The organism is Bradyrhizobium sp. 154 (assembly GCF_023073875.1).
Lineage (GTDB): Bacteria > Pseudomonadota > Alphaproteobacteria > Rhizobiales > Xanthobacteraceae > Bradyrhizobium.
Window position 1 is genome coordinate 245,371 of the sequence record NZ_JADPKG010000101.1, and the last position, 11,966, is coordinate 257,336.

Genomic DNA, 11,966 nt, shown 5'->3' on the forward strand with positions numbered 1-11,966 from the left:
TGGGGTGCCATCCTCCCCTGGAGGAGGAGGGTCGGCGCGTAGCGCCGGGGTGGGGTGACAGTCTCGCCATCGAGGCGATGCCCGTGGGGAGGGATCACCCCACCCCTCACCGCATTCCGCTTCGCTGCATGCGCTGCGACCCTCCCCCTCTAGGGAGGTAAGAGCGCGTGCCTTACGTCGGCGTTCCGCCGAACTTGGCCTCCAGCGCCGCGATCCTAGCCTTCAGCGCCTCGTTCTCCTCGCGGGCGAGGCGGGCCATGTCCTTGACCGCCTCGAACTCCTCGCGCTTGACCAGATCCATGTCGCGCAGGAATTTTTCCGCCTGGGTGCGCATCACCGTGTCGAACTCGCGCTTGACGCCCTGGGCGGCACCGGCAGCGTCATTCATCAGGCGGCCGATCTCGTCGAAAAACCGGTTGCTGGTCTGGGTCATGGCTGCCTCCGATAAACTTTGCGCGAATTCTCCGAAACACAATGGCAATCCGACTGGGCCGGTTCAAGGGCCGAGCGGGGGCATCCTTGTCATGCCCCGGTTTCCTTGCAATCGTATTCAACGTCCCTGCACAACAAGAATCACTGGGCGTCTGCTGGCGCTCGATCGCCGCAATCTCGTTCAGCCATAGAAGGCGCGATGCCCTTTCTGCTCATCGACTTTCCCGCCTTCAAGCCGATCGCCCTCGAGATCGGTCCGTTCGCGATCCGCTGGTATGCGCTGGCCTATATCTGCGGCATCGTGTTCGGCTGGCTCTATGCGAGATCGCTCCTCAAGAACCAGCGTCTGTGGGGCGGACCCGCACCGATCTCGCTGCTCCAGATCGACGATTTCATCCTCTGGGTCACGCTCGGCATCATCCTGGGCGGCCGCACCGGCTACGTGCTGTTCTACAATCTGCCGTTCTTCATCGACCATCCCGCCGCGATCTTCAAATTGTGGGAGGGCGGCATGTCCTTCCATGGCGGCTTCCTCGGCTGCGTCGTCGCGGTAATGTTGTTTGCTCATCGCAACGGCATCTCGATCCTGTCGCTCGGCGACATCACCACCGCGGTCGCCCCGGTCGGGCTGCTGCTCGGACGCATCGCCAATTTCATCAATGGCGAATTGTGGGGCCGCGCTACCGATGCGAGCCTGCCTTGGGCGATGATCTTCCCGAACGATCCCACACAGCTGCCGCGCCATCCGAGCCAGCTCTATGAGGCCGGCATGGAAGGCATCCTGTTGTTCGCGGTGCTCGCGATCATGATCCGCTTCGGTGCCCTGAAGCGGCCCGGCATGATCCTCGGCGCCTTCATCCTGATCTATGGTCTGACCCGGATCGCCGGCGAACATTTTCGCGAGCCGGACGCCCAGCTCGGCTTCCTGTGGGGCGGGTTAACCATGGGCATGCTGTTGTCGATCCCGATGCTTATCGTCGGCACCATACTTATTGTATGGGCAGTCAGGCGCGGCGCGCCGAAGCCCATCGAGGCCATTCGTTAATTCATTCCGAGAACATAGATCGTGACCGACTCGCCGCTACTCAACGAGATCAAGGCGCTGATCAAATCCTCAGGCCCGATGCCGGTCTGGCGCTACATGGAATTGTGCCTGATGCACCCGCGCTACGGCTATTACGTCTCGCGCGATCCGCTCGGGCGTGAGGGCGATTTCACCACCGCGCCCGAGGTCAGCCAGATGTTCGGCGAGCTCTTGGGACTGTGGGCCGCCTCGGTGTGGAAGCAGATGGGCTCGCCGCACTTTTTGCGGCTGATCGAGCTCGGCCCCGGCCGCGGCACCATGATGGCGGACGCGCTGCGCGCATTGCGCGTGCTGCCGCCGCTCTACCAGGCACTCCACATCCACATGGTCGAGGTCAATCCGGTGTTGCGCGAGCGGCAGAGTGCGACGCTGGCGAACGTGCGCAACATCGCCTGGCACGACAGCATCGACGAGGTGCCGGAAGGTCCCAGTATCATCCTCGCCAACGAATATTTCGACGTGCTGCCGATCCATCAGATGATCCGCTACGAGAACGGCTGGCACGAGCGCGTGATCGAGATCGATCCCAACGGAAAACTTCAGTTCGGCGCCGCGCCCGAGCCGACGCCACGCTTCGACGTGCTGCTGCCGCCCTTGGTGCGCGCCGCGCCGGTCGGTGCCGTGTTCGAATGGCGGCCCGACAGCGAGATCATGAAGCTCGCCACGCGCGTGCGCGACCAGGACGGCGCGGCGCTGATCATCGACTACGGCCATTTGCGCAGCGATGCCGGCGATACGTTTCAGGCGATCGCGCGCCACAGCTTCACCGATCCCCTGAAGGCCCCGGGCCAAGCCGACGTCACCGCCCATGTCGACTTCCAGGCGCTGGCGCGTGCGGCCGAGGATGTCGGGGCCCGCGTGCACGGGCCGGTGACGCAGGGCGACTTCCTCAAGCGCATCGGCATTGAGACCCGCGCGGCGGCGCTGATGCAGAAGGCTACGCCCGAAGTCGCAACCGACATTTCGGTGGCGCTCAAGCGCCTGACCGATACGGGGCGCGGCGGCATGGGCTCGATGTTCAAGGTGCTCGGCATCTCCGAGCCAGGTTTGACCGGTCTTGCCGGTCTCAGCGATCTCGAACGCGCCGGAGAAGCCTCATGACGCTTGCCTCGTCGCTGCTGTCGGCCGTGCCCGGCCTGCGTCATGCCTTCTTCACCCGCGAGGGCGGCGTCTCCAGCGGCATCTATTCCGCGCTGAACGGCGGGCTCGGCTCCAACGACGATCAGGCCCACGTCGCCGAAAACCGCCGTCGCATGGCCGAGCATGTCGGCGTCGCACCGGAGCGTTTTCTCAGCCTGCACCAGATCCATTCGCCCGACGTGCTCGTCGTAGATCGCGCGTGGCCGAACGGGCCGCGGCCGAAGGGCGATGCGCTTGTCACCAGGACATCCGGGATTGCGCTCGGCATCTCCACCGCCGATTGCGGGCCGGTGCTATTCGTCGACCCCAATGCGCGCGTGATCGGCGGTGCGCATGCCGGCTGGAAGGGCGCGCTATCAGGCGTGCTGGAAGCAACGATCTCGGCGATGGAGAAGCTCGGCGCCACGCGCGACGGCATCATCGCGGCGATCGGCCCCTTGATCCGGCAGGAGAGCTACGAAGTCGGCAACGAGTTCGTGGCGCGTTTCATCGAGGCGGATGCGGACAACGCGATGTTCTTCATCCCGTCGGTACGCGAGAGCCACGCGATGTTCGATCTCGCCGGCTTCATCCGGACGCGGCTGGAAGCCTCCGGCATCCTGATGGTCGACGATCTCGGTCTCGACACCTATGCCGATGAGCGCTTCTTCAGCTATCGCCGCTCGGTGCATCGCAAGGAGCCGGACTACGGTCGCCACATTCATGCCATCGCGCTCGAAGCGTGAACACAAGAGCAACACGCTGTTGTCCCGGGATGACGGTGCTGTTTGTGGCTAGCCTGCCCTAGACCTTAATCGATTTTAACGATATCGCTGCCCTCCATAATGAGGGAAGCGTCATCTTTTCCGCGTCGCGCGGGCGCACGCGTGCTGGCGGTCATGCTGCTGGCGGCTGCGACCATGCTTGCCGGCTGCGCCGGCGGCAACGCGCCGAGCAATTCCTATGCGATGGCGCCGAACGGTGGCTCGGGCGCAACGGTCGCCTTCGAATCGATCGACGGCCCGCCGCCGCAGGTGTTCGACCGCATGGTCGGTGTGCTCGACAGCGAATCCAAGCTGCGCAGTCTGTCCGTCGTCTCCCGCGAGGGCACGGCGGCCTATCGCGTGCGCAGCTACCTCTCGGCTCAAATCGTGCGCGGCAAGACCATGATTGCATGGGTCTGGGACGTCTACGACGCCAACCAGCAGCGGGCGCTGCGCCTCTCCGGCGAGGAACCCACGTCCGCCAAGGGCGGCCGCGACCCCTGGGGCGCTGCCGACGACCTGGTGCTGCGAAAGATCGCCCAGGCCGGATTCAGCGGACTTTCCAACATGATCAACGGAACGCCGGATGCCTCAGGCGTAGCTCCAGGCCTGCGGGGACCGGCCGTGGCGACCATCATTCCGGTCGCGCCCGCGCCGGACATGCCGGCCACGGCGCTCGGCTACGCCGAGCCATAACCCCCGCTAAACCACGGGCCCAAGTTACGGCCAAACCGTTGGCCCGACTCAGGATTTTCGAAGGGAAAACGTAGCGTCCCGGGTTGCCATTCGAGCCCCCGGCCTGATATTTCCTCGCCCGTCGTAACCGTGCTTCCAATGGGTATTCGTAGGATGTTGAAGGTCGTATCCAGCAAAGCGCGGGAGGAAGCGTCCATGTCGGCCAAAAACGGCTCCATCAAGCTCGTCGCCGGCAACTCCAATCCCGCTCTGGCGCAGGCCATTGCGCAGGGCCTCGACCTGCCGCTGACCAAGGCGGTGGTGCGGCGCTTCGCCGACATGGAGATCTTCGTCGAGATCCAGGAGAACGTCCGCGGCTCGGATGCCTTCGTCATCCAGTCGACCTCGTTCCCAGCGAACGACCATCTGATGGAGCTCCTGATCATCACCGACGCGCTGCGCCGCTCCTCGGCGCGCCGCATCACCGCGGTGCTGCCCTATTTCGGCTACGCCCGGCAGGACCGCAAATCGGGTTCGCGCACGCCGATCTCGGCCAAGCTCGTGGCCAATCTGATCACGCAGGCGGGCGTCGACCGCGTCATGACGCTCGACCTGCATGCCGGCCAGATTCAGGGCTTCTTCGACATCCCGACAGACAACCTTTACGCGGCGCCGCTGATGGTGCGCGACATCAAGGAGAAGTTCGATCTCTCCAAGGTGATGGTGATCTCGCCCGACGTCGGCGGCGTGGCCCGCGCGCGCGGCCTCGCCAAGCGCATCAACACCCCGCTCGCGATCGTCGACAAGCGCCGCGAGCGTCCGGGCGAGTCCGAGGTCATGAACGTGATCGGCGACGTCGCCGGCTACACCTGTATCTTGGTCGACGACATCGTCGATTCCGGCGGCACCCTGGTGAACGCGGCCGACGCGCTGATCGCCAAGGGCGCCAAGGACGTCTACGCCTACATCACTCACGGCGTGCTCTCCGGCGGCGCGGCGGCCCGCATCTCCGGCTCCAGGCTGAAGGAGCTGGTGATCACCGACTCGATCCTGCCGACCGAGGCGGTGACCAAGGCGCCGAACATCCGCACGCTGCCGATCGCCAGCCTGATCTCCGACGCGATCGCGCGCACGGCCGCCGAAGAGTCGGTGTCGAGCCTGTTCGACTGATTTCTTTATTGTCATTCCGAGGCGGCGCGTCAGCGCCGAACCCGGAATCTCGAGATTCTTAGGTGCGCAACTGCGCACCGTAGTTCTCGCTACGCGAGCCCCCGGAATGACTTCAGTCTCGTAGGGTGGGCAAAGGCGCAAAGCGCCGTGCCCACCTTTCTCTTTCGATGAAGCTGGTGGGCACGCTTGCGCTTCGCCCACCCTACGGCAGTCTGCCTACCCCACGATCCCCGCCGCGACCTGGCCGCGCAGACGTTCCAGGCCGAGCAATGTCTCCGCACAGGCGGCCGCGACCTCCGTGCCCTTGATCGCAAAATGCTTGCGGAAGAAGTCGTAGTGCACCTCGGTCTCGTGGAATTGCTGCGGCGTCAGCACGGCCGAGAACACCGGCACCTCGGTGCGGAGCTGCACGTCCATTAGCGCCTTGATCACGGTGTCGGCGACGAATTCATGGCGGTAGATGCCGCCATCGACGACGAGTCCGGCCGCAACGATCGCGGTGTAGCGGCGCGTCTTGGCGAGGACCTGCGCATGCAGCGGGATCTCGAACGAGCCGGGCACTTCGAACACGTCGACATGGGTGAGGTGCCGCGCTTCTGCCTCCTTCAGGAAGGCGAGGCGGGCCTCCTCGACCACGTCGCGGTGCCAGCAGGCCTGCACGAAGGCCACCCGCTGCGGCTTTGCGAAGCGCGGGTGTTCGGGCGCGGGTCCTTGCGGAACCGGCGGTTCGGCGACTTCAGTTTCGACTGTGGAGGTTTGGACTTGGGGATCTTGCAACATCTGATTCATGGCTTTCCTCGGTTTAAGGACCAGAATCAGGGCACACGGAACGACAAACAGCCGCATCTTGCGATGCGTCTGCCACCGACCGTTCTCTTTCATCCGGACTTTGACCGTCGGCTTCGGAGTTGCACCGAATCTGCTGACCCTTCCCTTCGGCAAAATCCTTTTCAGGAAAGAACCTCGGGGAAGGCGCTCGCGGGCTTGGGCCTTTCGGCCCTTACCGCCGGTGGGGACTTTCACCCCGCCCTGAGAACATCGGCCGTTCGGGATGAACGGCCTGCCAGCAAATATGCCGCCGGCGAGCCGTTGCGGCAAGCGCGTTCCGCATGGGCAAAGCGCATGGTCCCATGCCGTCGCGGTGGGAGCGGCCCTCGCGGGACGGAATTAGCAATTGGCGCCGGCCGCCCGAATGCGATTCCGGTTTGTTCTCCCTCGTCCGGTTTTGCCTCTCCCCGTTAACAATTGTGGCGGAGATGAGCTGTGGACGAACGAGTCCTGGCTTGTGGACGGACTCGGGACGCGGTTGCGCAGATTCCGCAAATCACATCACTTGATCCGCGACAGGCCCGCGCTGATCCGAAGGGATCGCAAGAGCGACCCTAGGGATCGCCGTAGCGACGTTTAGGGAGCGCGCGCCGGGCCAACCGCGTGCGTATCAAAACAACAAGAAGGCAAGAGGTCGAGACGGCATGTCCCTGCTCGAAGGCACTATCGATTCCAAGAGCCATCCGCTCGCGGTGGTCGAGGATATCGCTGCCAGCAACAACTGGCCGTTCGAACGCTCCGGCGAAGACGAACTCACGATTGTCTCGAAGGGACAATGGACCGATTACCAGCTCTCCTTCACCTGGATGGGCGAAATCGAGGCGCTGCATCTGGCCTGCGCCTTCGACATGAAGATCCCACTGCAGCGCCGGGGCGAGGTGCAGCGGCTCGTCGCCGCGGTCAACGAGCAATTGTGGGTCGGCCATTTCGACCTGTGGACCAACACCGGCATGATCATGCACCGCCAAGCGCTGGTGCTGCCGGGCGGCCTCACTGCCTCCACCGCGCAATGCGAAGCCATGCTCGCAGGCGCCATCCACGCCTGCGAGCGCTACTTTCCGGCGTTCCAGTTCGTGGTGTGGGCCGGCAAGACCACCGCGCAAGCCATGGACGCGGCGATGTTCGACACGGTGGGCGAGGCGTAGGGCGCCTCGCTCCCCAGCGCGTGAGGAGGGCATCGCCCATCCTTCGTCGTCCTGGACAAGCGATGACGGCGCGAAGCGCTGTCGTCGCGCAGATCCAGGATCCATACCGCGGGGACTCTCCGTATCTCGCGATGCTTGTTGCTCTGCCCTCCATCCACTAGAACCACTTGGGGTCATGGGTCCTGGCTTGGCCTGGACGACGGATTTGGCAGCAGCGATGGCGAACAACACCCTCCAAAACATCACCGGCACCATCCTCCTCGCTGGCGCCGGCAAGATGGGCGGCGCGATGCTGAGCGGATGGCTGGCGGGCGGGCTCGATCCGCGCCGCGTTGCGGTGATCGATCCGCACCTCTCGCCCGAGATCACCGCGCTTGCCGCCAAGGGCGTTGCGCTCAATCCTGACATGAAAGCGGCGGGCACGGTCGAGACGCTGGTCGTCGCGGTGAAGCCTCAGATGTTCCGCGAGGCCGGCGCCAAGCTGAAACCATTCGTTTCGGACAAGACGTCGGTGGTCTCGATCATGGCAGGCACCACCATCGCCTCGCTTGAAGAGGTCTGCGGCGGCGCCGTGATGCGCGCGATGCCGAACACACCGGCCGCGATCGGCCGCGGCATCACCGTCGCCGTCGCCGCACAACACGTCAGCTCGGCTCAGCGCGCGGTGGCCGATGCGCTGCTGCGCGCCACCGGCTCGGTGGAATGGGTCGAGGATGAAGGCCTCATGGACGCGGTCACCGCAGTCTCCGGCTCAGGGCCCGCGTATGTCTTCCTGCTCGCCGAGGAGCTCGCGCGCGCCGGTGTGGAAGCGGGATTGCCCGAGGCGCTGGCGACCAGGCTTGCGCGCGAGACCGTCGCCGGCTCCGGCGAGCTGCTGCACCAGTCCGAGCTTGCTTCAAGCACGCTGCGCCAGAACGTCACCTCTCCCGGTGGCACCACCGCTGCCGCCCTCGACGTGCTGATGGGCGAGCCCGGACTGCGCGAGTTGATGATCCGCGCAATTGCGGCCGCGACGAAGCGGTCGAAGGAATTGGCGAAGTAGCTAACGGACTCGCAGCTACGCTCCTAGTCGCTTGTTGAACATCTCGACATTGACGAGACCGCGCGCGTGGCGGCCCTCGCCGAGTTTGCGGGTGCTCTCGAACGCCTCGACCTCGAACCGGATGACGCGGCGCTCGACCGTGACGACTTTCGCTGTGGTCCGCACCGTCGCACCGACGCGAGCTGCCGCCAGATGGCGGATGTCGACCTCGGTGCCGACGGTGACCCACCCGGGCTGAAGCGCGGAGCGGATCGCATCGCTTGCGGTCATCTCCATCTCGAGGATCATCATCGGCGTCGCATAAACAAACGGCATGCCGGGCACGAAATGCCCGACCGTGCGCTCCACCGGCACCACCAGCGTGCGCTCTGCGCTCATGCCGATCGTGATGAAGTCGCGTGCGTCCATATTCTTTCTCGTCATTCCAGGCGCAAAGCGCGAACGCGGAAGCCAGAGATTAGCCCTGACGGGCTGCCCCGGAATGATGCTAACGCGTCACTTCTTCGCAGCCGCCGCGCGCTCAACAAAGGTCTTGCCGCCCTTCATCTTGTGGCGCAGCGGGGCCTCGTTGATCTGGATAACGACGGCATCGGCGTCGACGCCGAGATTCTTCACGAGCGCCTGGGTGATGTCGCGCATCATGCCGGCCTTCTGCTCGTCGGTGCGGCCTTCGGCCATGCTGATTGTGATCTCAGGCATCGTCTTCTCCCTGCTCGTCGTTCATCATCTATTCGTCATTGCCGGGCTCGATCCGGCAATCCATCATTTGGAAGATGGATGCGCGGGTCAAGCCCGCGCATGACGAATGGAGCGAATGGCTAGCCCCAGCTCACGTCATGGCGCGCCAGGACCTCGCGCACCTTGGCGACGAGATCGGCCTCGCTGCACGAGAATTGCGCCGGGCGGCTCTCGCGCCATTCCTGGTTGGAGGCGATCGCAGCGGCGGCCTTGGCACCTTCTATCAGATCCTTGATCTGAACCTCGCCGCGCGCCTTCTCGTCGGAGCCCTGGATGACGACGCAGGGCGCGTTGCGGCGATCGGCATATTTGAGCTGATTGCCCATGTTCTTGGGATTGCCGAGATAGAGCTCGGCGCGGATGCCGGCGGTGCGCAAGGAAGCGACCATCTTCTGATAGTCGGCGACGCGGTCGCGGTCGAACACGGTGACGACGACGGGCCCGAATTCCGGCCGCGTGTCGAGCTTGCCGAGCAGCGTCAGTGCGGCCTGCAAGCGAGACACGCCGATGGAGAAGCCAGTCGCCGGCACCGGCTCGCCGCGAAAGCGCGAGACGAGGCCGTCATAACGTCCGCCGCCGCCGACCGAGCCGAAGCGCACCGGGCGGCCCTTCTCGTCCTTGGTGTCGAGCAGGAGTTCGAGCTCGTAGACAGGGCCGGTGTAATATTCGAGGCCGCGCACAACGGAGGGATCGATGCGAATGCGGTCCGCGCCGTAACCCGAAGCCATGACCAGCTTGGCAATTTCTTCCAGCTCGCTCACGCCGGCCTGACCGACTTCGCTCTTGGCGAGGTACGTTTCTGCGGCGGCGATAGCTTCTTTCCAATCATCGCGCTGCTTGGTGATGGCGAGAACAACGTCAGCCTCCGCCGCACTCAGATTGGCGCCTTTCGTGAAGTCGCCCTTGCCCTCTTCGCCGCCGTCCCATCGTCCGGGACCGAGCAATTTGCGCACTTCGTCGGCGGAAAACTTGTCGAGCTTGTCGATCGCGCGGAGCACGGTCAGCCTGCGTGCCGCGTTGTCGTCGCCGCCGAGCCCGATGGCTTCCAGAACACCGTCGAGCACTTTTCGATTGTTCACCTTCACGACGTAAGAGCCGCGTGCAATCCCGAGCGCCTCCATCGTATCAGCCGCCATCATGCAGATCTCCGCATCCGCCGCCGGCGTCGCCGAGCCGACCGTGTCGGCATCGAACTGCATGAACTGGCGGAAGCGTCCGGGACCGGGCTTTTCGTTGCGGAACACGTAACCGGCGCGGTAGCTGCGATAGGGCTTTGGCAGCGTGTCGAAGTTTTCAGCGACGTAGCGGGCGAGCGGCGCGGTCAGATCGTAACGCAGGCTGATCCATTGCTCGTCGTCGTCCTGGAACGAGAACACGCCCTCGTTCGGACGGTCCTGGTCGGGCAGGAATTTGCCGAGCGCATCGGTGAATTCCATCGCCGGCGTCTCCACCGGCTCGAAGCCATAGAGCTCGTAAACAGCGCGGATCTTCTCGACCATCTCGCGCGTCGCCCGGATCGCGGCGGGATCGCGATCCTCGAGCCCGCGCGGCAGGCGCGCCTTCAATTTCTGGGGTTTTTTGGGTTTCTCGGCCATGCGCGGCGTTTACCAGCCGACGCGCGGTGCGGCAACCGTTCTTGCCCTCTCCCCTTGTGGGAGAGGGTGGCTCGCGGTAGCGGCGAGACGGGTGAGGGGTTTCTCTCCGCGAACAAACCTCTCGCGCTTGAACTCGCGAAGACAACCCCTCAGCCGGCGCTTCGCGCCACCTTCTCCTACAAGGGGAGAAGGTATAGGTAAAAGCCTCAAAACACTTTGCGGATCCAGTTGTGCGGATCGTTGGTGCGGCCGTACTGGATGTCGACGAGCTGCTTGCGCAGGCCCATGGCGACCGGGCCGGCCGCGCCGCCACTGATGTCGAAATCGCCGCTCACCGAGCGCACCTTGCCGATCGGCGAGATCACGGCGGCAGTGCCGCAGGCGAAGGCTTCTTTCAGCCTGCCGCTGGCGGCGTCCTTGCGCCACTGGTCGAGCGAGTAGGGCTCCTCGCGCACCGTCTTTCCGGCATCGCGGGCGAGCGTGATGATGGAGTCGCGTGTGATGCCCGGCAGGATGGTGCCGAGCGGCGGCGTTGACAGCGAGCCGTCGTCGAACACGAAGAACACATTCATGCCGCCGAGCTCCTCGATGTAACGGCGCTCGAGCGCATCGAGGAACACGACCTGATCGCAGCCATGCTGGATCGCTTCCGCCTGGGCGCGCAGGCTCGCGGCATAATTGCCGCCGCATTTGACGGCGCCGGTGCCGCCGATCGCGGCGCGCGTGTAGTTCTCGGACACCCAGATCGACACCGGTGCAGGGCCGCCCTTGAAATAAGAGCCCACCGGCGAGGCGATGACCGCGAAGATGTATTCGGATGACGGCTTGACGCCGAGGAAGGTCTCGCTCGCGATCATGAAGGGCCGTAGGTAAAGACTGCCCTCGCCGCCCGGCATCCAGGCGCGATCGATGCGCACGACCTGCTCGACCGCCTCGATGAAGACATCCTCGGGCAATTGCGCCATTGCCATGCGGTCGGCCGAGTCCTTGAATCGCCGCGCATTGGCGTCGGGGCGAAACAGGTTCACGCCGCCGTCGTCGCGCTTGTAGGCCTTGAGGCCCTCGAAAATTTCCTGAGCGTAATGGAGAACCGCGCCGGCCGGATCGAGCTGAAAGTTGGCGCGCGCCTCGATTTTGGCCTCGTACCAGCCGCCCTTGGCCTGATTGTAGCGGACGATCGCCATGTGATCGGTGAAAACTCGCCCGAACCCTGGGTCCACCAGCTTGGCGACGCGGTCCTTCTCAGGAGTCGGATTGGATGCGGGCTGGATGTCGAATGTCATGCTCATGTCCTTGGCTCCCGCTGCCGGTATCGGCGCTGTTCTGGCACCGGCCCGCCCCTGTTCGGGGCCGGCTGGCTTCATTAGGTGTCTG

13 protein-coding genes and 1 riboswitch are annotated in these 11,966 nt (G+C 64.6%); of the genes, 7 read left to right on the forward strand and 6 right to left on the reverse strand.

What is annotated here, in order from left to right:
• Positions 1-172: 172 nt before the first annotated feature.
• Entirely contained in the window at positions 173-433 is a 261-nt protein-coding gene (locus tag IVA92_RS23885; RefSeq protein WP_247277540.1) for an accessory factor UbiK family protein, read from the reverse strand.
• 198 nt (positions 434-631) lie between these two features.
• Between IVA92_RS23885 and lgt the strand changes: the two genes are divergently transcribed.
• The 5 genes from lgt (at position 632) to IVA92_RS23910 (ending at position 5,244) form a co-directional block, all read left to right on the forward strand.
• Positions 632-1,477 (forward strand): prolipoprotein diacylglyceryl transferase, encoded by an 846-nt coding sequence (lgt, locus tag IVA92_RS23890; RefSeq protein WP_247277541.1) that lies wholly within the window; start codon positions 632-634, stop codon positions 1,475-1,477.
• A 21-nt stretch (positions 1,478-1,498) separates the two neighbouring features.
• The gene (locus tag IVA92_RS23895) at positions 1,499-2,617 is read left to right on the forward strand and encodes an SAM-dependent methyltransferase (RefSeq protein ID WP_247277542.1); all 1,119 of its coding nucleotides are present in this window, start codon (positions 1,499-1,501) and stop codon (positions 2,615-2,617) included.
• Complete coding sequence (gene pgeF / locus IVA92_RS23900; RefSeq protein WP_247277543.1) at positions 2,614-3,381, forward strand: peptidoglycan editing factor PgeF; 768 nt, start codon at positions 2,614-2,616, stop codon at positions 3,379-3,381. Before IVA92_RS23895 ends, pgeF begins: the two co-directional genes overlap by 4 nt.
• Positions 3,382-3,480: 99 nt before the next feature.
• Positions 3,481-4,095, forward strand: a complete 615-nt coding sequence (locus IVA92_RS23905) for a hypothetical protein (RefSeq protein WP_247277544.1) — start codon at positions 3,481-3,483, stop codon at positions 4,093-4,095.
• Positions 4,096-4,290: 195 nt separating this feature from the next.
• Positions 4,291-5,244 carry a ribose-phosphate pyrophosphokinase gene (locus IVA92_RS23910; RefSeq protein ID WP_247277545.1) on the forward strand — a complete coding sequence of 318 codons (954 nt, stop codon included), beginning with the start codon at positions 4,291-4,293 and terminating at the stop codon, positions 5,242-5,244.
• Positions 5,245-5,460: 216 nt separating this feature from the next.
• Here IVA92_RS23910 and IVA92_RS23915 read toward each other — a convergent pair whose 3' ends face one another.
• The gene (locus IVA92_RS23915) at positions 5,461-6,033 is read right to left on the reverse strand and encodes a 6,7-dimethyl-8-ribityllumazine synthase (protein WP_247277546.1); all 573 of its coding nucleotides are present in this window, start codon (positions 6,031-6,033) and stop codon (positions 5,461-5,463) included.
• Positions 6,034-6,110: 77 nt separating this feature from the next.
• A riboswitch (FMN riboswitch) is annotated at positions 6,111-6,285 on the reverse strand.
• 431 nt (positions 6,286-6,716) lie between these two features.
• Here IVA92_RS23915 and IVA92_RS23920 point away from each other — a divergent pair.
• Both IVA92_RS23920 and proC read left to right on the forward strand, forming a co-directional pair.
• Positions 6,717-7,217 (forward strand): YbjN domain-containing protein, encoded by a 501-nt coding sequence (locus tag IVA92_RS23920; protein ID WP_247277547.1) that lies wholly within the window; start codon positions 6,717-6,719, stop codon positions 7,215-7,217.
• A 217-nt stretch (positions 7,218-7,434) separates the two neighbouring features.
• Entirely contained in the window at positions 7,435-8,259 is an 825-nt protein-coding gene (proC, locus tag IVA92_RS23925; RefSeq protein WP_247277548.1) for a pyrroline-5-carboxylate reductase, read from the forward strand.
• A 15-nt stretch (positions 8,260-8,274) separates the two neighbouring features.
• On the opposite strand, the gene IVA92_RS23930 is transcribed toward proC, so the two are convergent.
• The 4 genes from IVA92_RS23930 to IVA92_RS23945 form a co-directional block, all read right to left on the reverse strand.
• Positions 8,275-8,667: a hotdog domain-containing protein gene (locus IVA92_RS23930; protein WP_247277549.1), complete on the reverse strand. Its 393-nt coding sequence runs from the start codon at positions 8,665-8,667 to the stop codon at positions 8,275-8,277.
• 87 nt (positions 8,668-8,754) lie between these two features.
• The gene (locus IVA92_RS23935; RefSeq protein ID WP_025033847.1) at positions 8,755-8,958 is read right to left on the reverse strand and encodes a tautomerase family protein; all 204 of its coding nucleotides are present in this window, start codon (positions 8,956-8,958) and stop codon (positions 8,755-8,757) included.
• Positions 8,959-9,077: 119 nt separating this feature from the next.
• Positions 9,078-10,592 (reverse strand): histidine--tRNA ligase, encoded by a 1,515-nt coding sequence (hisS, locus tag IVA92_RS23940; RefSeq protein ID WP_247277550.1) that lies wholly within the window; start codon positions 10,590-10,592, stop codon positions 9,078-9,080.
• Positions 10,593-10,798: 206 nt separating this feature from the next.
• A complete protein-coding gene (locus tag IVA92_RS23945) occupies positions 10,799-11,881 on the reverse strand; it encodes a branched-chain amino acid aminotransferase (protein ID WP_247277551.1) in 1,083 nt (360 codons plus the stop codon).
• Positions 11,882-11,966 lie beyond the last annotated feature (85 nt).

Excerpts from the sequence above, each read along its gene's own strand:
- IVA92_RS23915 (WP_247277546.1), bottom strand. The coding sequence starts at position 6,033 with ATGAATCAGATGTTGCAAGATCCCCAAGTCCAAACCTCCACAGTCGAA.
- IVA92_RS23885 (WP_247277540.1), bottom strand. The coding sequence starts at position 433 with ATGACCCAGACCAGCAACCGGTTTTTCGACGAGATCGGCCGCCTGATG.
- proC (WP_247277548.1), top strand. The coding sequence starts at position 7,435 with ATGGCGAACAACACCCTCCAAAACATCACCGGCACCATCCTCCTCGCT.
- IVA92_RS23910 (WP_247277545.1), top strand. The coding sequence starts at position 4,291 with ATGTCGGCCAAAAACGGCTCCATCAAGCTCGTCGCCGGCAACTCCAAT.
- pgeF (WP_247277543.1), top strand. The coding sequence starts at position 2,614 with ATGACGCTTGCCTCGTCGCTGCTGTCGGCCGTGCCCGGCCTGCGTCAT.
- IVA92_RS23945 (WP_247277551.1), bottom strand. The coding sequence starts at position 11,881 with ATGAGCATGACATTCGACATCCAGCCCGCATCCAATCCGACTCCTGAG.
- IVA92_RS23935 (WP_025033847.1), bottom strand. The coding sequence starts at position 8,958 with ATGCCTGAGATCACAATCAGCATGGCCGAAGGCCGCACCGACGAGCAG.
- IVA92_RS23905 (WP_247277544.1), top strand. The coding sequence starts at position 3,481 with ATGAGGGAAGCGTCATCTTTTCCGCGTCGCGCGGGCGCACGCGTGCTG.
- hisS (WP_247277550.1), bottom strand. The coding sequence starts at position 10,592 with ATGGCCGAGAAACCCAAAAAACCCCAGAAATTGAAGGCGCGCCTGCCG.
- IVA92_RS23920 (WP_247277547.1), top strand. The coding sequence starts at position 6,717 with ATGTCCCTGCTCGAAGGCACTATCGATTCCAAGAGCCATCCGCTCGCG.
- IVA92_RS23930 (WP_247277549.1), bottom strand. The coding sequence starts at position 8,667 with ATGGACGCACGCGACTTCATCACGATCGGCATGAGCGCAGAGCGCACG.
- lgt (WP_247277541.1), top strand. The coding sequence starts at position 632 with ATGCCCTTTCTGCTCATCGACTTTCCCGCCTTCAAGCCGATCGCCCTC.